Annotated in this window: 18 protein-coding genes; 11 read left to right on the top strand and 7 right to left on the bottom strand. The window is 60.9% G+C overall.

The features are described from left to right. Positions 1-185: 185 nt before the first annotated feature. On the top strand, positions 186-1844 hold the full coding sequence (locus tag TU75_RS10920; protein ID WP_003235541.1) for a nitrite/sulfite reductase: 1659 nt from the start codon (positions 186-188) through the stop codon (positions 1842-1844). Beyond that, positions 1828-2322, top strand: a complete 495-nt coding sequence (locus TU75_RS10915) for a DUF934 domain-containing protein (protein WP_060548934.1) — start codon at positions 1828-1830, stop codon at positions 2320-2322. Before TU75_RS10920 ends, TU75_RS10915 begins: the two co-directional genes overlap by 17 nt. A gap of 68 nt (positions 2323-2390) precedes the next feature. Here the strand turns inward: TU75_RS10915 and TU75_RS10910 are convergent, their stop codons facing one another. Beyond that, positions 2391-2792, bottom strand: coding sequence for a MerR family transcriptional regulator (locus TU75_RS10910; RefSeq protein ID WP_003235537.1), 402 nt, complete (start codon positions 2790-2792; stop codon positions 2391-2393). Between the two features lie 71 nt (positions 2793-2863). On the opposite strand from TU75_RS10910, the gene TU75_RS10905 reads away from it, so the two are divergent. Together TU75_RS10905 and poxB are read left to right on the top strand one after the other, a co-directional pair. Beyond that, on the top strand, positions 2864-4096 hold the full coding sequence (locus TU75_RS10905; RefSeq protein ID WP_003235534.1) for an NADH:flavin oxidoreductase/NADH oxidase family protein: 1233 nt from the start codon (positions 2864-2866) through the stop codon (positions 4094-4096). A gap of 77 nt (positions 4097-4173) precedes the next feature. Next, positions 4174-5898, top strand: coding sequence for a ubiquinone-dependent pyruvate dehydrogenase (gene poxB / locus TU75_RS10900; protein ID WP_060548933.1), 1725 nt, complete (start codon positions 4174-4176; stop codon positions 5896-5898). A gap of 66 nt (positions 5899-5964) precedes the next feature. Here poxB and TU75_RS10895 read toward each other — a convergent pair whose 3' ends face one another. Continuing rightward, positions 5965-6522 (bottom strand): NADPH-dependent FMN reductase, encoded by a 558-nt coding sequence (locus TU75_RS10895; RefSeq protein WP_003235530.1) that lies wholly within the window; start codon positions 6520-6522, stop codon positions 5965-5967. Positions 6523-6748: 226 nt separating this feature from the next. Between TU75_RS10895 and TU75_RS10890 the strand changes: the two genes are divergently transcribed. Beyond that, positions 6749-6985, top strand: a complete 237-nt coding sequence (locus tag TU75_RS10890; RefSeq protein WP_032870946.1) for a hypothetical protein — start codon at positions 6749-6751, stop codon at positions 6983-6985. 62 nt (positions 6986-7047) lie between these two features. Here TU75_RS10890 and TU75_RS10885 read toward each other — a convergent pair whose 3' ends face one another. After that, positions 7048-7392 (bottom strand): hypothetical protein, encoded by a 345-nt coding sequence (locus TU75_RS10885; protein ID WP_015371845.1) that lies wholly within the window; start codon positions 7390-7392, stop codon positions 7048-7050. Between the two features lie 182 nt (positions 7393-7574). On the opposite strand from TU75_RS10885, the gene TU75_RS10880 reads away from it, so the two are divergent. Further along, a complete protein-coding gene (locus TU75_RS10880) occupies positions 7575-8492 on the top strand; it encodes a LysR substrate-binding domain-containing protein (RefSeq protein WP_060548932.1) in 918 nt (305 codons plus the stop codon). A gap of 31 nt (positions 8493-8523) precedes the next feature. On the opposite strand, the gene TU75_RS10875 is transcribed toward TU75_RS10880, so the two are convergent. The 4 genes from TU75_RS10875 to TU75_RS10860 form a co-directional block, all read right to left on the bottom strand. Next, a complete protein-coding gene (locus TU75_RS10875; RefSeq protein ID WP_041931604.1) occupies positions 8524-9102 on the bottom strand; it encodes a GNAT family N-acetyltransferase in 579 nt (192 codons plus the stop codon). Between the two features lie 344 nt (positions 9103-9446). Beyond that, a complete protein-coding gene (gene dnaQ, locus TU75_RS10870; RefSeq protein WP_167325122.1) occupies positions 9447-10187 on the bottom strand; it encodes a DNA polymerase III subunit epsilon in 741 nt (246 codons plus the stop codon). A gap of 72 nt (positions 10188-10259) precedes the next feature. After that, positions 10260-10712, bottom strand: coding sequence for a ribonuclease HI (gene rnhA, locus TU75_RS10865; RefSeq protein WP_003207474.1), 453 nt, complete (start codon positions 10710-10712; stop codon positions 10260-10262). Between the two features lie 32 nt (positions 10713-10744). Further along, positions 10745-11503, bottom strand: coding sequence for a class I SAM-dependent methyltransferase (locus TU75_RS10860; RefSeq protein WP_003235519.1), 759 nt, complete (start codon positions 11501-11503; stop codon positions 10745-10747). Positions 11504-11568: 65 nt separating this feature from the next. On the opposite strand from TU75_RS10860, the gene gloB reads away from it, so the two are divergent. The 5 genes from gloB to TU75_RS10835 all read left to right on the top strand — a co-directional run bounded on the left by gloB (position 11569) and on the right by TU75_RS10835 (position 18788). Then, on the top strand, positions 11569-12336 hold the full coding sequence (gene gloB, locus TU75_RS10855; protein ID WP_060548931.1) for a hydroxyacylglutathione hydrolase: 768 nt from the start codon (positions 11569-11571) through the stop codon (positions 12334-12336). A 98-nt stretch (positions 12337-12434) separates the two neighbouring features. Then, complete coding sequence (locus tag TU75_RS10850; RefSeq protein WP_003235515.1) at positions 12435-13841, top strand: transglycosylase SLT domain-containing protein; 1407 nt, start codon at positions 12435-12437, stop codon at positions 13839-13841. A 208-nt stretch (positions 13842-14049) separates the two neighbouring features. Next, on the top strand, positions 14050-15879 hold the full coding sequence (locus TU75_RS10845; protein ID WP_060548930.1) for an extracellular solute-binding protein: 1830 nt from the start codon (positions 14050-14052) through the stop codon (positions 15877-15879). Next, positions 15876-17714 (top strand): extracellular solute-binding protein, encoded by a 1839-nt coding sequence (locus TU75_RS10840; RefSeq protein ID WP_003235511.1) that lies wholly within the window; start codon positions 15876-15878, stop codon positions 17712-17714. The genes TU75_RS10845 and TU75_RS10840 overlap by 4 nt, the downstream gene beginning before the upstream one ends. Beyond that, positions 17715-18788 (top strand): microcin C ABC transporter permease YejB, encoded by a 1074-nt coding sequence (locus TU75_RS10835; RefSeq protein ID WP_060548929.1) that lies wholly within the window; start codon positions 17715-17717, stop codon positions 18786-18788.

Genomic DNA, 18788 nt, shown 5'->3' with positions numbered 1-18788 from the left:
ACAGTAAAGTTCATGCTTGCCCCTATGACAAATGTGGCTATGGCGATAACCATTCTTATTAGTCGTTTTGGTTATTTGCATATACTCAAACATCACTTTTGCGCATAAACGCAACCTGTTATCGTGCGCCGGCTCCGTTGGGAGTGCGCGGCCGTGCGCGCAGATTTGCCGAGAACAGGACCTATATGTACGTATACGACGAATACGATCAGCGCATCATCGAGGACCGCGTCAAGCAGTTCCGTGATCAGACCCGACGCTATCTGGCAGGCGAACTGAGCGAAGAAGAGTTCCGCCCTCTGCGCCTGCAAAATGGCCTTTATGTTCAGCGCTTTGCGCCCATGCTGCGGGTGGCCGTGCCCTACGGCCAACTGACCTCGCGCCAGACGCGCATGATGGCCAGGATTGCCCGTGACTTCGACAAGGGCTACGCCCACATCAGCACGCGCCAGAACGTACAGTTCAACTGGCCGGCGCTGGAAGACGTGCCGGACATCCTCGCCGAACTGGCCACCGTGCAGATGCACGCCATTCAGACCAGCGGCAACTGCCTGCGCAACGTCACCACCGACCAGTTTGCCGGCGTGGCCGCCGACGAGTTGATCGATCCGCGTCCCTGGTGCGAGATCGTGCGTCAATGGACCACCTTCCACCCCGAATTCGCCTACCTGCCACGCAAGTTCAAGATCGCCATCAACGGCTCGACCTCGGACCGCGCCGCCATCGAAGTGCACGATATCGGCCTCGAACCGGTGCACAACGCTGCAGGCGAACTGGGTTTCCGCGTACTGGTGGGCGGCGGCCTGGGCCGTACCCCGGTGGTCGGCGCCTTCATCAATGAGTTCCTGCCGTGGCAGGACCTGCTCAGCTACCTTGACGCCATCCTGCGCGTGTACAACCGCTACGGCCGTCGTGACAACAAGTACAAGGCCCGGATCAAAATCCTGGTCAAGGCGCTGACTCCTGAGGTGTTCGCGCAGAAAGTCGATGCCGAGATGGAACACCTGCGCGGCGGCCAGACCACTCTGACCGACGCCGAAGTGCATCGCGTGGCCAAACACTTCGTCGATCCGGATTACAAAGCCCTGAGCAATCAGGACGCCGAGCTCGCAGCCCTCGACCAGCAGCACCCGGGCTTTGCCCGCTGGCGCACCCGTAACACCCTGGCGCACAAACAGCCGGGCTACGTGGCCGTGACCCTGTCGCTCAAACCCACCGGCGTTGCGCCGGGCGATATCACCGACAAGCAGCTGGACGCCGTCGCCGACCTGGCCGAGCGCTACAGCTTCGGCCAACTGCGCACCTCCCACGAGCAGAACATCATTCTCGCGGACGTCGAGCAGAGCCAGTTGTTCACCCTGTGGGGCGAGCTGCGCGAAGGCGGTTTCGCCACGCCGAACATTGGCCTGTTGACCGACATCATCTGCTGCCCGGGCGGCGACTTCTGCTCCCTGGCCAACGCCAAGTCGATCCCGATTGCCGAATCGATCCAGCGCCGTTTCGATGACCTGGACTACCTGTTCGACATCGGCGAGCTGGACCTGAACATCTCCGGTTGCATGAACGCCTGTGGTCACCACCACGTCGGCCACATCGGCATCCTGGGCGTGGACAAGAAAGGCGAAGAATTCTACCAAGTGTCCCTGGGCGGCAGCGCCAGCCGCGATGCGAGCCTGGGCAAGATCCTCGGCCCGTCCTTCGCCCAGGAAGCCATGCCCGAGGTGATCGGCAAGTTGATCGACGTGTACGTCGAACAACGCACCGAAGATGAGCGTTTCATCGACACCTACCAGCGCATCGGCATTGACCTGTTCAAGGAGCGCGTCTATGCAGCGAATCATTAAGAACAACGAAATCCTCGACGAAACCTGGCACCTGCTGCCCAAGGACGCGAGCTTCGATGGCATCTCCAACTGCGACGACCTGATCGTGCCGTTGGCGTTGTGGCGCGAACACGGCCACGCCCTCAAGGCCCGCGACGGCGGCCTGGGTGTATGGCTGGACGCCGACGAAGAGGCCGAAGAGATCGGCGCCGACGTGGAACACTTCCAGGTCATCGCCCTGAACTTCCCGGCGTTCACCGACGGGCGCAACTACTCCAACGCACGCCTGCTGCGTGACCGCTACGGTTACAAGGGCGAGCTGCGCGCGATTGGTGACGTCCTGCGCGACCAACTGTTCTACCTGCGCCGCTGCGGCTTCGATGCCTTCGCCCTGCGCGCTGACAAAGACCCGTACGAAGCACTGGAAAGCCTGAAGGACTTTTCGGTGACGTATCAGGCTGCCACTGACGAGCCGCTGCCGCTGTTTCGGCGGCGCTGAGTTCACGGAAAGCCGCAGGACCAAATGTGGGAGGGGGCCTGCCCCTCCCACATTGGCACTGTACATACTCAGGACTGTTTGATCGACGCCAGCACCTGCTGCTGCCCCATCGAACACGGCACGCCTTCTGGCTGCGCCCGCACCGCCTCGATAACACCCAGCAACTGTGCTTTGCTATGCGCCAGTTGCGCCTGCATCACCTCGATCTGCGCGACCTTGCGCTCCAAGCCCTCGATCAGCTCTTCTCGCTTGTACTCGCCCGGTGCGGGCATCAACGCCTTGAGCTCCTGTAAGGTAAACCCGGCCTCCTGCGCACTCTGAATCAACTGCAAAGTCTGCAGCGCATCCGGCCCATAGCGCCTGTACCCGTTGGCTTGGCGCCCCACCTGATTGATCAGACCTTGAGCCTCGTAAAAACGGATACGTGACGCCGCCAGTCCGCTCTGTTTTGCCAGCTCACCAATATTCATCAGAACGCCCGCTTGACATTAAAGTTAACTTTAAGCTTAGCCTGAGGCCTCCCCCGCTCAGGAGTCAACCCATGTCACCTTTTGAAGCCTTGCAATTGCCTAACGGCCAGGTCATCGCTAACCGTATCGCCAAAGCGGCCATGGAAGAGAACATGGCCGATGCCCAGCAAGCACCTTCTCGTCAGTTGAAGCAGTTGTATAAAGCCTGGGCAGATGGCGAGCCCGGCCTCCTGTTGACCGGCAATGTGATGATCGACCGTCACGCCATGACCGGCCCCGGCGGCGTCGCCCTGGAAGACGAACAGCATTTGGACAGCTTTCGTGAATGGGCGGATGTGGCCCGCGCCAAAGGCGTCCATTTTTGGGTACAGCTCAGCCACCCTGGTCGGCAGACCATGGCCAACCTCGGGCAGCAGGCGCTGGCACCGTCCGCCATCGCTTTGGATCTGGGCAGTTTTTCCAAGCTGTTCGCCAAGCCCAGGGCGATGACGGAAGAGGATATCCAGGACGTGATCAAGCGCTTCGCCACCAGCGCACGCCTGGCCGAAAAAGCCGGATTTACCGGGGTGCAGATCCACGGCGCCCACGGTTATCTGATCAGCCAGTTTCTCTCGCCCTTGAGCAACCACCGCACCGACCGCTGGGGTGGCTCGCTAGAGAACCGCGCGCGTCTGTTGCTGGAGGTGGTGCATGCGGTGCGAGCGGCAGTCAGTCCGTCATTCTGCGTTGCGGTCAAACTCAACTCGGCGGACTTTCAGCGTGGCGGGTTTGATGACGCCGATGCTCGTGCGGTGGTAGAGATGCTCAACCCACTGCCCATCGACTTGCTTGAGTTGTCCGGCGGTAGCTACGAAGCCCCGGCTATGCAAGGCGAGGCGCGCGACGGGCGCACCCTGGCGCGTGAGGCGTACTTCCTTGAGTTCGCCAAGGAGCTGGCGATCATCGCGAAGATGCCGCTGATGGTCACCGGTGGTATTCGCCGCCTGCCGGTGGTGCAGCAAGTGCTTGACAGCGGTATCGCCATGGCTGGCATCGCAACCGCCCTGACCCTGGAGCCACTGCTGCTCAAGCACTGGCGCGAAGGCCGCGATCTCAATCCGCAGCTACGGCCCATCAGCTGGAAACGCAAGCCCCTGGCCGCCCTCGCCACTCTCGCCGTAGTACGCGACCAGATGCGCCGCCTGAGCATTGGCCGCCTGCCCAATGCCAAGACGGCACCGTGGCTGGCATTGCTGCGCGATCAATGGTTTATCGCCCGACGCGCTCGACAATACCGCGCAGCCATGACGCAATCTTCACGTTAAAAACGCAGCATTCGCCGTGATCGAACTGTCCCCTATTGATCAGACATTTTTCATCTCACTGACGATTGGAGTTCTTCATGGCGAAAATCAACCTGGCCCAGCAATTGGCGACCACCCTTGAACAGGCGGGCATCAAGCGCATCTGGGGCCTGACCGGCGACAGCCTCAATGGCCTCACCGACGCCCTGCGCACCATGGACAGCATCGAGTGGATGCATGTGCGCCACGAAGAAGTCGCCGCGTTCGCCGCCGGTGCCGAAGCCGCCGCCACGGGTGAACTGACGGTGTGCGCCGGCAGTTGCGGACCGGGTAACCTGCACTTGATCAACGGCCTGTTCGACTGCCATCGCAACCATGTGCCGGTGCTGGCGATTGCCGCGCAAATTCCGTCGTCGGAGATCGGCCTGAACTACTTTCAGGAAACCCATCCCCAGGAGCTGTTCAAGGAGTGCAGCCATTTTATCGAGCTGGTCAGCAACCCCGAACAGATGCCCCAGGTGCTGCACCGCGCCATGCGCTCGGCGATCCTCAACCGTGGCGTGGCGGTGGTAGTGATTCCGGGGGATGTGTCGCTGTTGGAGGTGGATGCCAAACTCAAGCCCTGGCCGGCCCTGCACGCGCCGCGCACTTTGCCGGCCGAGCCGGACCTGCAGCGCCTCACCGAGATCCTGCAGAGCAGCCAGAAAGTCACTCTGTTGTGCGGCAGCGGCTGCGCCGGCGCCCATGACCAGGTGGTGGCGCTGGCCGACATGCTCGGCGCGCCGGTGGTGCATGCCCTGCGCGGCAAGGAGCATGTGGAATGGGATAACCCGTTCGATGTGGGCATGACCGGTCTGATTGGTTTCAGCTCGGGCTACCACGCGATGCTCGACTGCGACACGCTGATCATGCTCGGCACCGACTTTCCATACCGCCAGTTCTACCCGACCGACGCGAAGATCATTCAGGTCGACCGCGACCCGCAGGCTCTGGGCCGTCGTGCCACGCTGGACCTGGGCATCGCCGCCGATGTCGGGGAAACCATCGCCGCGTTGCTGCCACGCCTGACGCGAAAATCTGATCGCAGCTTCCTCGACACCTCCCTGAAGCATTACCAAAAAGCGCGCCTGGGCCTGGATGACCTCGCGCAGCCGTCAAAGGCCGACCGGCCGATCCACCCGCAATATGTTGCGCGCCTGCTCAGCGAACTGGCCGACGACGATGCGATCTTTACCGCCGACGTCGGCTCGCCCACCGTGTGGGCGGCGCGCTATCTGAAGATGAACGGCAAACGCCGCCTGATCGGTTCGTTCAACCACGGCTCCATGGCCAACGCCATGCCCCAGGCGATTGGTGCACAGGCGGCGTTCCCTGGCCGGCAGGTGATTTCGATGTCCGGCGACGGTGGTTTCGCCATGTTGATGGGGGATTTCATCTCGCTGGCGCAACTGAACCTGGCGGTGAAAGTCATCGTGTTCGATAACGCCTCCCTGGGCTTTGTCGCCATGGAGATGAAAGCGGCCGGCTATCTGGACACGGGCACCGAGCTGAAGAATCCGGACTTCGCTGCCATGTCCAACGCCATGGGCATCCTCGGAATTCGCGTGGAGCAATCCGAAGACCTGGAGCCGGCACTGCGCCGCGCCCTAGCCCATGATGGCCCGGTGCTGGTGGACGTGGTCACCGCCACTCAGGAATTGGTGATGCCGCCGACCATCAAGCTGGAACAGGCCAAGGGGTTCAGCCTGTACATGCTCAAGGCAGTGATGAGTGGCCGTGGGGATGAGGTGATTGAATTGGCCAGGACCAATTTGCTGCGCTGATTTGAACTGAGTACAGCGTCCAGGGTGGGAGAAGGCTTGCTCCCACCCTTGGCTATCAGGGTTCGCTCAACCGTTGTGTTTTTCTACCCACTGACCAAAGGCATCGATAAATGCCTGCAGGAACGGCCGGGTTTTTTCCGACACCTTCCCCGACTCATCAAACACATTCCCTGCCCCACCAAGATAGGCTTCCGGCTGCTGCATGCACCACACGTCCAGAAACACCAGGGACTGACGCAGGTGATGGTTGGCGCCAAAACCGCCGATTGCGCCGGGCGACACGCTGATGATCGCGCCGGGCTTGGCGCTGAAGGCGCTTTTGCCATACGGGCGGGACCCTACGTCAATCGCGTTTTTCAACGGTGCCGGCACCGAACGGTTGTATTCCGGGGTCACGAACAGCACCGCGTCGGATGAACCCACCTGACTGCGGAAAGTGCTGTAGGCTGCCGGCGGTGATGCACCGTCAATGTCTTCGTTGTAGAGCGGCAGATCGCCAATTTCGACAATGTTCAACTTGAGGTTGGCAGGAGCCAGTTCGGCCAGTGCCAACGCGACTTTGCGGTTGATCGATTCTTTTCTCAAGCTGCCAACCAGGACGGCAATCGTGTAGACCTTGCTCATTGAGGTTTCCCGACGTCTGACTAAAGGAGCCTGTAGTTATAAAGTCTTCGCGGCGTGTTCACCAGAAGCTTTTGAGATTCACGCCGGGTTTGCATCGCAGCACCCTGCGTAGGAAGCGTCTGAATTTGCCAGCGAATAGTATTTTTTTTCCATAGGTAAACTACCCGGCTTTATGACGGTCTACAGCACCGCAAATCGAGTGTTTATCTCCAGAGGTTCTAAGCAGATGGCAGCAGTACTTGTCGGACAGTTTCATGCCAGAGACGCGGAAGGTCGCGTGTATTCCGTGCATGAGTTCCAGGAATCCAACCCGGCGCAAGGCGACCTGGCTGGCTCGGCGCCCACCACTACCTACAAGCTGGCCATTGGCGACCGTGTAGAGAAACTGGAAGGCGATGAATTCAGACTGATTCAATCGGGCACGGTTATTGTCCGCGAATCGCAGACCACCCTCGCGTCATAAGATCTCGCCTCACCTACCCGCTCAGTCCTGGCCATTGATGGCATTGACTGGGCCGGGGCCGCTCAGGGACGACGGATCTCCGTCAGCTCTATACCCTCCTCTCCCTTGATCTGCTTGAGCGTCACCATCAGGCTGCCACGCTCTCCCTCGACAGCAAACAATGAGCGCAGATAACCCGGCGAATCGGCCACCGGATAGGCCTCGACCTGTCTGACCAGCCTGATCCCCAGAATGGCGCCCACCTGCTCGTCCACCTGTTCCTGGGCACGGATATAGCGTTCCAGTACCGAATGTTCCGGGATGATTTCGTCTTGATTGTGCAGGAGATAAGCAGTCGCACACCCCACGGTCACCAGGACCAGGAGCTGTTTGACCGTTACCCCGCGAAACAGCGAGGGCATGCGCATTTGAGACCAGACCTGTTTTTGTTGTAAGTACCGGCGGGCCGGCAGTGGTCGTTGATGATCAGCAGCGTCATTCTAGTGGGGTCATGGCCCAGCGCCATAGGCATGGCCGACACCGACTGTCTTTTTTGCGCACAACGGCCTGCGCCATTGAATCCCCGTGGCGCTGCACATAGACTCCGGCCATGCGTTTACGTCATATCGAAGTGATTCAGGCCATTTTGCAAACCGGGCACCTCGGCACGGCCGCCGAGTGGTTGCAACTGCCAGTGGGCGATGTGGAAGTCTCGCTCAAGGATGCCGAGCAGCAACTGGGCTTCATGCTGTTTGCCAGTGTGCGCGGACGCTTGCAAGCGACGCGCGAAACCCTCGAGTTACAGGCGCACATCGCTCAACTTTATGAGGCGCTGGAGCCGGTGCAACGCCTGGCCAGCCGTTTGAAACACCATCAAGCGCCTACGCTGCGCGCCCTCTGCACCCCGCCCCTGGCCAATCAACTGCTGCCGCAAAGCATTGCCGCACTGCGTCGCCGCTTTCAGGACACGCCGTGCAGCCTGTCGAGCCAACCGACGCGCGAGATCGTCAGGAGCCTGTTGCTTCACGAAGCCCAGGTGGGCCTGAGTCTGCATGATCCGCAACATCCGCAGATCCAGAGCACCCCTGTAGCCCAAGGCAAACTGCAATTGCTCGCGCCCCGTGGCTGGCTCAAGCCCCGGCAAAAGTATATTGCGCTGCAAGACCTGGCCGGGCAGTCGTTGATCGGGTTTGAAGGGCATGACCCCTTGAGCCGGCTGCTGGACGCCAAACTGCAAGCCCTGCGCCCGCTTCCGGTGGTGCAGACGCGGGTACAGACCTACCAGATGATGCGCAGCATGGTGGAGGCCGGAGAAGGCCTGGCGATAGTCGACCCGTTTACAGCAGCCGGCGCGCAGGAGGCCGGGCTCGATGCCTGCCCGCTGTCGCCGCCTATCACGGTGGTCCTTTATGCATTGGTGCTGAAAAGCGCTGAACCCATGCCGGCGTTGAGCGCACTGCTGGAAATCGTCGCGCACAAGGCCGAGGCCCTGCTGGCGGGCACTTCGCCCCAAACGCCTGTCGCGTAATATGCGCTCAAGGCCCCAGCCCCGGTTCGATTCATGACTGCGCTTTCAGTACCGCCTCGGACTTGAACAACCGATACCAGAAAATCGCCACTTCGCGGGTTTGCGGATCAATGCCGCGATAACGCAGGTGGTCGATACCGCCCATCACATAGCCGCAACGCTCATACAACCGGCACGCACCCAGGTTGTTGTTCTGGGTTTCGAGCATCATGCCCGGCAGGTTTTTCTTGCGACTCCAGAACTGCGCCACATCCAGCAACGCCTTGGCCACGCCGTGACGCCGCGCCGGCAGGATCACCGCCAGTTCATCGACATGGGCAAACCCGTTCCAATTGGTGCTGACCACGACGTGTCCCACCGGGCAATCATCCAGATAAGCCATGAAGATCGCACTGTCGGGCGCATCGCGAAAACTGGCGAACTCCTCGGGATCGATGCCATAACATTTGCGGTACGGCAGGATGCGCTCCACCTGCCATTGATCAACGCGCTTGCCCATCTCCGGCACGCCATAGGCACTGACTTCAAAGCTGAAATCGTTGCCCCACACATAGGCATCAAAGCCTGCATCGGCGACCCGCACACTGAGCCCTGGATACTTCGGGTTCATGACAGCTTGCATAACGTTCCTCAACCCTTGACGCAATCGACGGTGTAACAACGACCCCTGCCGTCATCCTCGTTTTGTACCCCGTGCAGATCGGCATCCATTGATACCGCCCCCACTTCGCAGCGCGCAGAGTTCGGCAAGGGCGCGGCGAAAAAGAACATTTCCTGCCACAAGGTTAGAAGCGGGAAGCGGATGTGGCGAATGAAGATTCACCCCGTTCAAGACAATCAGCTGGGAGGGGGCTTGCTCCCGATCGCAGTGTATCAGCCGAACATCTATCAATTGACCCGACGCTATCGGGAGCAAGTCCCCTCCCCACACGTTGGATCGCCTTTCAGTTCACGTCATTGTTGAGTCAGTTGAGTCCACAGCGCCGGCGCACCCGCCGCCTTGGCAATCGCTTCCAGTCGTGCCACATGCTCGGCCAGATCCTGCTCACTGGCGCGGATGATCGCCGTAGGTGTGCGATCGGCCGGCAGGCGACGGATTTCCGAAGGGCGGTTGCCAGAGCCTTCCGCCGAACCGCTGCCGTCGGACGCGTTACCGGCCAGGGAAAGGCTGGTCTGCCCGCCGGTCATGGTCAGGTAAACGTCGGCAAGAATCTCGGAGTCGAGCAAGGCGCCGTGCAGTTCACGGTTGGAGTTGTCGACACCATAACGCTTGCACAACGCATCGAGGCTGTTGCGCTGGCCCGGGTGCCGCTCACGGGCCATCATCAGGGTGTCGAGGATCGAACAGTGCCGGGAAATATCAGCGCGGTCCGTCTGCCCCATCAGGGCGAATTCGTTGTTGATGAAGCCGATATCGAACGCCGCGTTGTGGATGATCAACTGCGCGCCATTGATGAACTCGAAGAACTCGTCGGCCACCTCGGCGAAACGCGGCTTGCCCTTGAGGAACTCATCGGTGATGCCGTGTACGCCAATCGCGCCTTCGTCACTTTCCCGGTCCGGCTGCAGGTAGACGTGGAAGTGACGTCCGGTGAGGCGACGACCCATCAGCTCAACACAGCCGATTTCGATGATCCGGTGGCCGTCGGTCACCGGCATGCCGGTGGTTTCGGTATCGAGTACAACAGATCGGATGGCCATCAGGGTTCAGCTCTCAACGGTGTGGTGAAGGGTGTAAAGGGCGCGATGTTAACACGGCGGCCGGCCTCAGCTCTGCTTGTAGCCGCGCACCTCATCCACGCCACGGTTGGCCAGTTGGTCGGCGCGTTCGTTGCCTGGATGGCCGATATGCCCACGCACCCATTTCCAGGTGATGTTGTGGCGATTGCATTGTTCATCGAGCAGTTGCCAGAGGTCGGCGTTCTTGACCGGCTCTTTGGCCGCCGTCTTCCAGCCGCGCTTCTTCCAGTTGACCATCCACTCGTTGATGCCCTTCATCACGTATTGCGAGTCGGTCACCAGCAGCACGTCGCAGCGCCGCTTGAGTTCCTCCAAGCCGCGAATCGCGCCCATCAGTTCCATGCGGTTGTTGGTGGTGTTGGCTTCGCCGCCCCACAGCTCCTTCTCCACGCCCTTGCACACCAGCAATGCGCCCCAGCCGCCAGGGCCCGGGTTGCCCTTGCAGGCGCCATCGGTGAAGAGTTCTACGGTATCGGTCATCGTTTGCTCGGTCTTGAATCAAAAAGAGGGGTTTACGGTTCGCTTTGCCTGCGATTGACCTTGGCCATCGGCATCGGCACCAGCTTGGCCATGGGCTGGCGTGCTGCCTGCCGTACCGGTCGCAGGCCGACCACGATCTTGCGCGCCACCAATAGATAGAAGCCGCCACCCGCCAGTTGCCAGGTACCCGCGCGGCGTTCCCAACCGGCGAGGCGGCCCTGCCACCGGGTCGACGCGAGCGGCGGACGATAGCATCCGAAGCGGCGTTTCTCCAGCGCGAAGCCCAGCAGGTTCAGCCAGTCCCCCACCCGGGAAGGCGCAATGCAACGTGCCTGACGCAGACCGTCATGGGCAAACACATGGCGCAGTCCCCAGGTGCTCCAGGGGTTGATGCCGATGATCAGCAAATGACCGCCGGGGCGCACGCTGCTCGCCGCTTCACGCAACAGGCCGTGGGGCGACAGGCAGAAATCCAGGCCGTGCTGCAGCACCACCACATCGGCGGCATGCTCGCTCAACGGCCAGGCCTGTTCCTCGCACACAATTTCCACGCCGGGCAATGGCGCGCCCAGACGTACATTGCGCTGCACCTGCGGCGCGGCGGGCGGCGTCTGCGCCGACGGGCCGTAATGCACCAGGTAGCCACCAAAGAACCGGCCCAGCTCGTCTTCGAGCATGCGCCGTTCTTCTTCCAGCAAAAATTGCCCGATGGGCCCGGACAGCCATTCGCGGGCTGCGCCGATGAGGGCGAGCCATTCAGGATCGGCCTGGGCGAACGCTTTATCAGTCATTGCATTCTCCTACTCGCCTGGACGCTCTAAGATGCACCAATGTGTTCAGCTTGGCGAATCGAAGAATGATACAGATCAGTGCCCTGCCCGCCTTCACCGATAACTACATCTGGTTGTTACAGGACCCGCACACGCGCTGCTGCGCCGCAGTCGACCCCGGCGACGCCGCGCCGGTGCTGGCCTGGCTCGGGCAAAACCCGGAGTGGACCCTCAGCGACATCCTGGTCACCCACCATCACCACGACCATGTGGCTGGTGTTGCGCAGCTCAAGGACGTGACCGGCGCCAGGGTCTACGGCCCGGCCAGCGAGAAAATCCCGGCGCGGGACGTGGCCCTGCACGACAACGATCGCATCAACGTGCTGGGCTGGGACTTTGACGTCTACAGCGTCCCCGGCCACACCCTCGGTCATATCGCGTTTTATCACCTGGGCGTGCTGCTGTGCGGCGACACCCTGTTCGCCGCCGGTTGCGGCCGCCTGTTCGAAGGCACGCCCCAGCAGATGTACGCCTCGCTGCAACGCCTGGCCGCCCTGCCCGGCGACACGCAGGTGTATTGCACCCACGAATACACACAAAGCAACCTGAAATTCGCCCAGGCGGTGGAACCGCACAATGCCGATATCGCCGAACGGGTGGAAAACGTCCGCCAATTAAGGGCTCGCGGCGAAATGACGCTGCCCTCCAACCTGGCCCTTGAAAAGCGCACCAACCCCTTTCTGCGTACCTCTGAAACATCCGTTAAACAAAAAGCGGACGAACGGGATGGCCGTGACAACCGGGCTGGGGCCGAGGTGTTTGCCAGCTTGAGGGCATGGAAAGATACGTTCTAAGCCCACGTATTCTGATACGTAATTTCTGAATGGTTGACCGGAACCAAAGCGCTTTCTAGAATCGCCCGACATTTTTGCCCGGAACTTACTTCCAGCCAATGTCGTCATCTATCCGTAAATCCATCTCTTCAGACGCATTGACCCGCCTGGCTCAAGCCGTGGCGGTGGCTGTGTCCGCCACGCTGGCGGGCTGCCAATCCACACAATATGCTGCACAAACCACCGTGCAACCCAAACCGAATCTTGCCGCCAAGATCAAGCAAAAACCCATCTGGCTTTCAGAGAAGCCCAGCCCCGAAGTGCCTCAGGATGTCTGGGAACGCATGCGTCGGGGCTTTCAGTTACAGGACGGCGTGGGCGTCAACCCGCGCATCGAGCAACAGCGCCTTTGGTTCGCCAGCAACCCATCCTTTCTGGAAAACGCCGGCGAACGCGGCAGTCTCTACATTCACTACATCGTCGAACGCCTTGAAGAACGCAACATGCCGCTGGAACTGGCGCTACTGCCAGTGATTGAAAGCGCCTACAACCCGATGGCCTACTCACGCAGCGATGCGGTCGGCCTGTGGCAGTTCATTCCCTCCACTGGACGTTACTTCAACCTGCGACAGACCCGCGCCTACGATGGCCGCCGTGATATCACCGCGTCCACCACCGCCGCCCTGGATTACCTGACGCGCCTGCATGACATGTTCAACGGTGACTGGCTGCTGGCCCTGGCGGCCTACAACGCCGGCGAAGGCACGGTGAGCCGCGCCATCGAGCGCAACGAAAAGCTCGGCCTGCCCACCGACTACTGGAACCTGCCCCTGCCCCAGGAAACCCAGGACTATGTGCCCAAGTTTCTCGCGCTGTCCCAGGTGGTGCTGGCGCCTGAAGCCTATGGCGTCAACCTGAGCCCAATTGCCAACACGCCGTACTTCCAAGTGGTTGAGGTAAAGCAGAGCATGGACCTGTCACGGGTCGCCGCGCTGGCGGAAATCGACGAAGACGAACTGTTCCAACTCAACCCCGCCCTCAAGCAACGCACCACCCTCGATGGCCCCCAGCATCTGCTCGTACCCTGCTCCAAGGCGCAGCTGCTGACCAGCACGCTGTCGACGATGAAGCCCGAAGAACTGCTGGCCATGCGCCCGAAAAAGCAGGTGTTCGACGAAGTCGAAACCGCGCGCGTGGCCGGGCGCACCCGCAACTACAAGGTGCGCAGTGGCGACAACCTGACGCTGATCGCCAAGGCCAACAAGGTCGACGTGCATGACCTGCAGCGCTGGAACAAGCTCAATGGCCAGGCACTCAAGGTCGGCCAGACCCTGGTGATGCAGGACACCCGCCGCGCCGCGGCCAGTGCCAAAAAGCCGGTGCAGTACAAGGTCAAGAAAGGCGACTCGCTGTATATCGTCGCCAAGCGCTTCAATGTCGAGATGCAACATCTCAAGCGCTGGAACCCACGCACGGGTCAAGCGCTGAAGCCTGGGCAGATGCTGGTGGTTTCCGCACCACGCTGAACCGTCAACAATAGCGAAATAAATGTGGGAGGTGGCTTGCTCCCGATGGCGGTGTGCCAGCCAGCTCATGTACTGACTGACACACACCCCTCGGGAGCAAGCCCCCTCCCACATTGGTTCTCCATCATCTAAACCGGCTTTTTCCAACCGGAACAAGCTGTTACTGTACCGATCATAAAGCCCAAGCCGCCTGGATCGGATCTCTGACTTGAAGCGTCCCCTCCTTCTACTAATAAGTCTGGCCTTGAGCTTTGGTGCGCACGCGACGATAACCGAGAGCCACGGTTACACGCAGTTCGGCACGCTCAAGTACCCGGCCAAATTCACCCATTTCGATTGGGTAAACCCTGCAGCGCCGAAAGGCGGCACCCTGCGGGTGATGGCGTTTGGCACCTTCGATACCCTCAACCCTTACACCTTCAAGGGCTCAAGCCCGGTATCCACACCCAACTTCCTGCAATACGGCGTCAACGAACTGAACGAACCTTTGATGGTCGGCACCGGCCAGTACGCGCCGTCCGGCGACGAGCCCACGTCCAGCTATGGCCTGATTGCGCAGTCGGTGGAATACAGTGAGGACCGCAGTTGGGTGGTGTTCAACCTGCGTCCGCAAGCGCGCTTTCACGATGGCAAACCAATCACCGCCTACGATGTGGCGTTTTCCTATCGCACCCTGCTCACCGAAGGTCACCCGCAATACCGTACCAACCTGCAGGAAGTGGCGCGGGTGGACATTCTCAACCGCCATCGCATCCGATTTGTGTTCAAGCGTGCGGGCAACCCGTTGCTGATCCTGCGCCTGGGCGAACTGCCAGTGCTGCCCCAGCACTACTGGAAGAACCGCGACTTCAAGGCCACCACCTTCGAACCGCCCCTGGGCAGTGGCCCGTACCGCATCAGCAAGGTCATTCCGGGCCGGCAACTGGTGTTCGAGCGGATCAAGGACTACTGGGGCAAGGACCTGCCGGTCAACCGGGGCTTTTATAACTACAACAAGGTCGAAGTCGAGTTCTACCGCGACAGCGATGTGGCGTTCGAAGCGTTCAAGGCCGGCGAGTTCGACATTTATATCGAGCACCAGGCCAAGAACTGGGCCAGTGGCTACAACTTCCCGGCGGTCAACCGTGGCGAAGTGATCAAGGCGCAGATCGCCCACCAGATCCCTACCCAGAGCCAGGGCCTGTTCATGAACACCCGGCGACCCACCTTCAGCCAGACCAAGGTGCGCGAAGCCCTGGGGCTGATGTTCGATTTCGAGTGGACCAACAGTGCCCTGTTCAGCAACGCTTACAAACGTACCCTCAGCTATTACCCCAACAGCGAGTTTGCCGCGACCGGCGTACCGGTCGGCCATGAATGGCTGATGCTCTCGCCTTACCGCGACCAGTTACCACCCAATCTGTTGACCCAGCCCTTCAGTCTGCCGCAGACCGACGGGCGCGGTATCCCTCGCGAAACCCTGCGTCGTGCCCTGGGCCTGCTCGGCGAAGCCGGCTGGAAACTGTCGGGCCAGCGTCTGCTGAACAAGGACGGGCAACCGCTGCGCTTCGAGATCCTGCTGGTCAACCCGAACCTGGAGCGCATTCTGCAGCCCTACGTCGAGAACCTGATCAGCATCGGCATCGACGCCCGCCTGCGCACCGTCGATCGCGCGCAATACAAGCAGCGCCTGGATCAGTTCGACTTCGACATGATCCTGGTCACCCTCAACCAGACCCTCAGCCCAGGCCTGGAACAGTGGCAGTACTTCCACTCCAGCCAGGCCGCGATCAAGGGCAGCAAGAATTTCGCCGGCATTGCCAACCCGGTGGTCGATCACCTGCTGGACCAACTGCTCGCGGCAAAGACCCGCGAAGAACAACTGGCCGCCGGCCGCGCCCTGGACCGTGTGCTGCTGTGGCAGCATTACAGCATTCCCAACTGGTACCTCAACTATCATCGCCTGGCCTACCGCAACCGGTTCGCCTTTGTCACCACGCCGCCCTACAGCCTGGGCCTGAGTGCGTGGTGGCTGAAAGCTTCGGAGAACGCCCAATGACGTCTTTGCGCAACGCCCTGCTGGGCAGCCTGTTGCTGTGCAGCGCCGCCCAGGCAGCGCCGCAGCATGCGCTGACCCTGTACAACGAGCCACCCAAGTACCCGGCCGATTTCAAGCACACCGATTACGTCAATCCGGACGCGCCCAAAGGCGGCACGTTTCGCGAGTCCAGCCTTACCGGTTTCGACAGCTTCAACCCATTCATCAGCAAAGGCGTGCCCGCCGATAATATCGGCCTGATCTACGACACCCTGGCCACCCAGAGCCTGGATGAGCCCTTCACCGAATACGGCCTGGTGGCCGGCAAGATCGAAAAGGCCCCGGACAACAGTTGGGTGCGCTTCTACCTGCGCCCCGAGGCGCGCTTCCACGACGGCCACCCCATTCGCGCCGAAGACGTGGTCTTCAGTTTCCAGACCCTGATCAAGGACGGCACCCCGCTCTATCGCACCTACTACGCCGATGTCGACGAAGTGATCGCCGAAGACCCGTTGCGCGTGCTGTTCAAGTTCAAGCGCACCAACAACCGCGAGCTGCCGCTGATCCTCGGCCAACTGCCGGTGCTGCCCAAACACTGGTGGGCCAGCCGCGATTTCAACAAGGGCAACCTCGAGTTCCCTCTCGGCAGCGGCCCTTATCAAGTGGCTGAAGTGAAGGCCGGGCGTTCCGTGCGCTATGAGCGGGTCAAGGACTACTGGGGCAAGGACCTGCCGATCAACAAGGGCCTGTACAACTTCGACAACCGCATCACCGACTATTACCGCGATGCCACCGTGGCCCTCGAGGCGCTCAAGGCCGGACAGTTCGATTACTGGTCCGAGTTCAGCGCCAAGAACTGGGCGAATGCCTACAACGTACCGGCAGTTACCCAGGGCCGGCTGATCAAGGAAGAAATCCCCAACGGCAACCCCACCGGCATGCAGGGTTTTGTGTTCAATATCCGCAAGCCGATGTTCCAGGACGTGCGCGTGCGCAAGGCCATCAGCCTGTTGCTGGACTTCGAGTGGAGCAACAAACAGCTGTTCAACGGTGCCTACACCCGCACCCGCAGCTATTTTGAGAACTCCGACATGGCCGCCACCGGCCTGCCAGGCCCCGATGAGCTGAACATTCTCGAGCCGTTACGCGACAAAATCCCGCCCGAGGTATTCACCCAGGCCTTCGAACCGTCCAAAACCGACGGCAGCGGCATGATCCGCGCCCAGCAGCGCGAGGCCTACCAGTTGCTGCAACAGGCGGGCTGGAAGATCGTTGACGACAAGATGGTCGACGCCACCGGCACACCGGTGACCATCGAGTTCCTGCTGGCCCAGACCGAGTTCGAACGTATCCTGCTGCCGTTCAAACGCAACCTGGCGGACCTGGGCATCAACCTGGTGATTCGCCGGGTTGACGTATCCCAGTTCATCACCCGCCTGCGCTCACGGGATTTCGACATGGTAGTGGGCAGCTTCCCGCAGTCTTCCTCGCCGGGTAACGAACAACGCGAGTTCTGGAAGTCCACCAGCGCCGAAAAGCCTGGCAGCCGCAACTACATCGGCCTCAAGGACCCGGCCATCGACCAACTGGTGGAGCAACTGATCGATTCGAACTCGCGCACCAGCCTGATCGCCCACGCCAAGGCCCTGGACCGAGTGCTGCAATTTGGCTACTACGTGATTCCCAACTGGCACATCAAGACCTTCCGCGTGGCCTACTGGAACAACCTCGGCCACCCGAAAGTGTCGCCGCTGTACGACGTCGGCACCGCCACCTGGTGGGCCAAACCCAATGTGCCGCCAGTGACAGCCGCAGGCGCCCAGGCTGACGCCGATCCGGCGAAGGGAGGCGATTGAATGCTGGCCTATATCGTTCGTCGCCTGTTGCTGATCATCCCCACGCTGTTCGGGATTCTGCTGATCAATTTCGTCATCATCCAGGCTGCCCCCGGCGGCCCGGTGGAACAGATGATCGCCAAACTGGAAGGTTTCGAAGGCGCCACCAGCCGCATCGCCGGCGGCGGAGCCGAGGTGGCCGTGGCCGGCTCCAGCTACCGTGGCGCCCAGGGCCTGGACCCGGCGCTGATTCAGGAAATCGAGAAAATGTACGGCTTCGATAAATCGGCGCCGGAACGCTTGTGGATCATGGTCAAGAACTACGCCCGGCTGGATTTTGGCAACAGTTTCTTCCGTGACGCCAAGGTCATCGACCTGATCAAGGAAAAGATGCCGGTGTCCATCTCCCTCGGGTTATGGAGCACGCTGATCATGTACCTGGTGTCGATCCCCCTGGGGATCGCCAAGGCCACGCGACACGGCAGTCATTTCGACGTGTGGACCAGCTCGGCGATCATCGTCGGCTATGCGATCCCGGCGTTCCTGTTCGCCATCCTGCTGATCGTGGTGTTTGCCGGCGGCAGTTACCTGGACTGGTTCCCCCTGCGCGGCCTCACCTCCAACAACTTCGACGAACTGAGCGTGAGCGGCAAGATCCTTGATTACTTCTGGCACCTGGCGCTGCCCGTCACCGCGCTGGTGATCGGCAACTTCGCGACCATGACCCTGCTCACCAAGAACAGCTTTCTCGACGAGATCAACAAGCAATACGTGGTCACCGCCAAGGCCAAGGGCCTGACCAACCACCGCGTGCTCTACGGCCATGTGTTCCGCAACGCCATGCTGCTGGTGATCGCCGGCTTCCCCTCGGCGTTCATCGGCATCTTCTTTACCGGCTCGCTGCTGGTGGAAGTGATCTTCTCCCTCGACGGCTTGGGCCTGATGAGTTTTGAAGCGGCCATCAACCGCGATTACCCGGTGGTGTTCGGCACGCTGTTCATCTTCACCCTGCTGGGGCTGGTGGTGAAACTGATCGGCGACCTCACCTACACCCTGGTCGATCCGCGTATCGACTTCGCCAGCCGGGAGCATTGA

It is taken from the genome of Pseudomonas poae (assembly GCF_001439785.1).
Taxonomy (GTDB): domain Bacteria; phylum Pseudomonadota; class Gammaproteobacteria; order Pseudomonadales; family Pseudomonadaceae; genus Aquipseudomonas; species Aquipseudomonas poae.
Note: the sequence above shows the minus strand (reverse complement) of the source record. Positions and strands in the feature narration are given on the sequence as shown.

Excerpts from the sequence above, each read along its gene's own strand:
- TU75_RS10920 (WP_003235541.1), top strand. The coding sequence starts at position 186 with ATGTACGTATACGACGAATACGATCAGCGCATCATCGAGGACCGCGTC.
- TU75_RS10915 (WP_060548934.1), top strand. The coding sequence starts at position 1,828 with ATGCAGCGAATCATTAAGAACAACGAAATCCTCGACGAAACCTGGCAC.
- TU75_RS10910 (WP_003235537.1), bottom strand. The coding sequence starts at position 2,792 with ATGAATATTGGTGAGCTGGCAAAACAGAGCGGACTGGCGGCGTCACGT.
- TU75_RS10905 (WP_003235534.1), top strand. The coding sequence starts at position 2,864 with ATGTCACCTTTTGAAGCCTTGCAATTGCCTAACGGCCAGGTCATCGCT.
- poxB (WP_060548933.1), top strand. The coding sequence starts at position 4,174 with ATGGCGAAAATCAACCTGGCCCAGCAATTGGCGACCACCCTTGAACAG.
- TU75_RS10895 (WP_003235530.1), bottom strand. The coding sequence starts at position 6,522 with ATGAGCAAGGTCTACACGATTGCCGTCCTGGTTGGCAGCTTGAGAAAA.
- TU75_RS10890 (WP_032870946.1), top strand. The coding sequence starts at position 6,749 with ATGGCAGCAGTACTTGTCGGACAGTTTCATGCCAGAGACGCGGAAGGT.
- TU75_RS10885 (WP_015371845.1), bottom strand. The coding sequence starts at position 7,392 with ATGCGCATGCCCTCGCTGTTTCGCGGGGTAACGGTCAAACAGCTCCTG.
- TU75_RS10880 (WP_060548932.1), top strand. The coding sequence starts at position 7,575 with ATGCGTTTACGTCATATCGAAGTGATTCAGGCCATTTTGCAAACCGGG.
- TU75_RS10875 (WP_041931604.1), bottom strand. The coding sequence starts at position 9,102 with ATGAACCCGAAGTATCCAGGGCTCAGTGTGCGGGTCGCCGATGCAGGC.
- rnhA (WP_003207474.1), bottom strand. The coding sequence starts at position 10,712 with ATGACCGATACCGTAGAACTCTTCACCGATGGCGCCTGCAAGGGCAAC.
- TU75_RS10860 (WP_003235519.1), bottom strand. The coding sequence starts at position 11,503 with ATGACTGATAAAGCGTTCGCCCAGGCCGATCCTGAATGGCTCGCCCTC.
- gloB (WP_060548931.1), top strand. The coding sequence starts at position 11,569 with ATGATACAGATCAGTGCCCTGCCCGCCTTCACCGATAACTACATCTGG.
- TU75_RS10850 (WP_003235515.1), top strand. The coding sequence starts at position 12,435 with ATGTCGTCATCTATCCGTAAATCCATCTCTTCAGACGCATTGACCCGC.
- TU75_RS10840 (WP_003235511.1), top strand. The coding sequence starts at position 15,876 with ATGACGTCTTTGCGCAACGCCCTGCTGGGCAGCCTGTTGCTGTGCAGC.
- TU75_RS10835 (WP_060548929.1), top strand. The coding sequence starts at position 17,715 with ATGCTGGCCTATATCGTTCGTCGCCTGTTGCTGATCATCCCCACGCTG.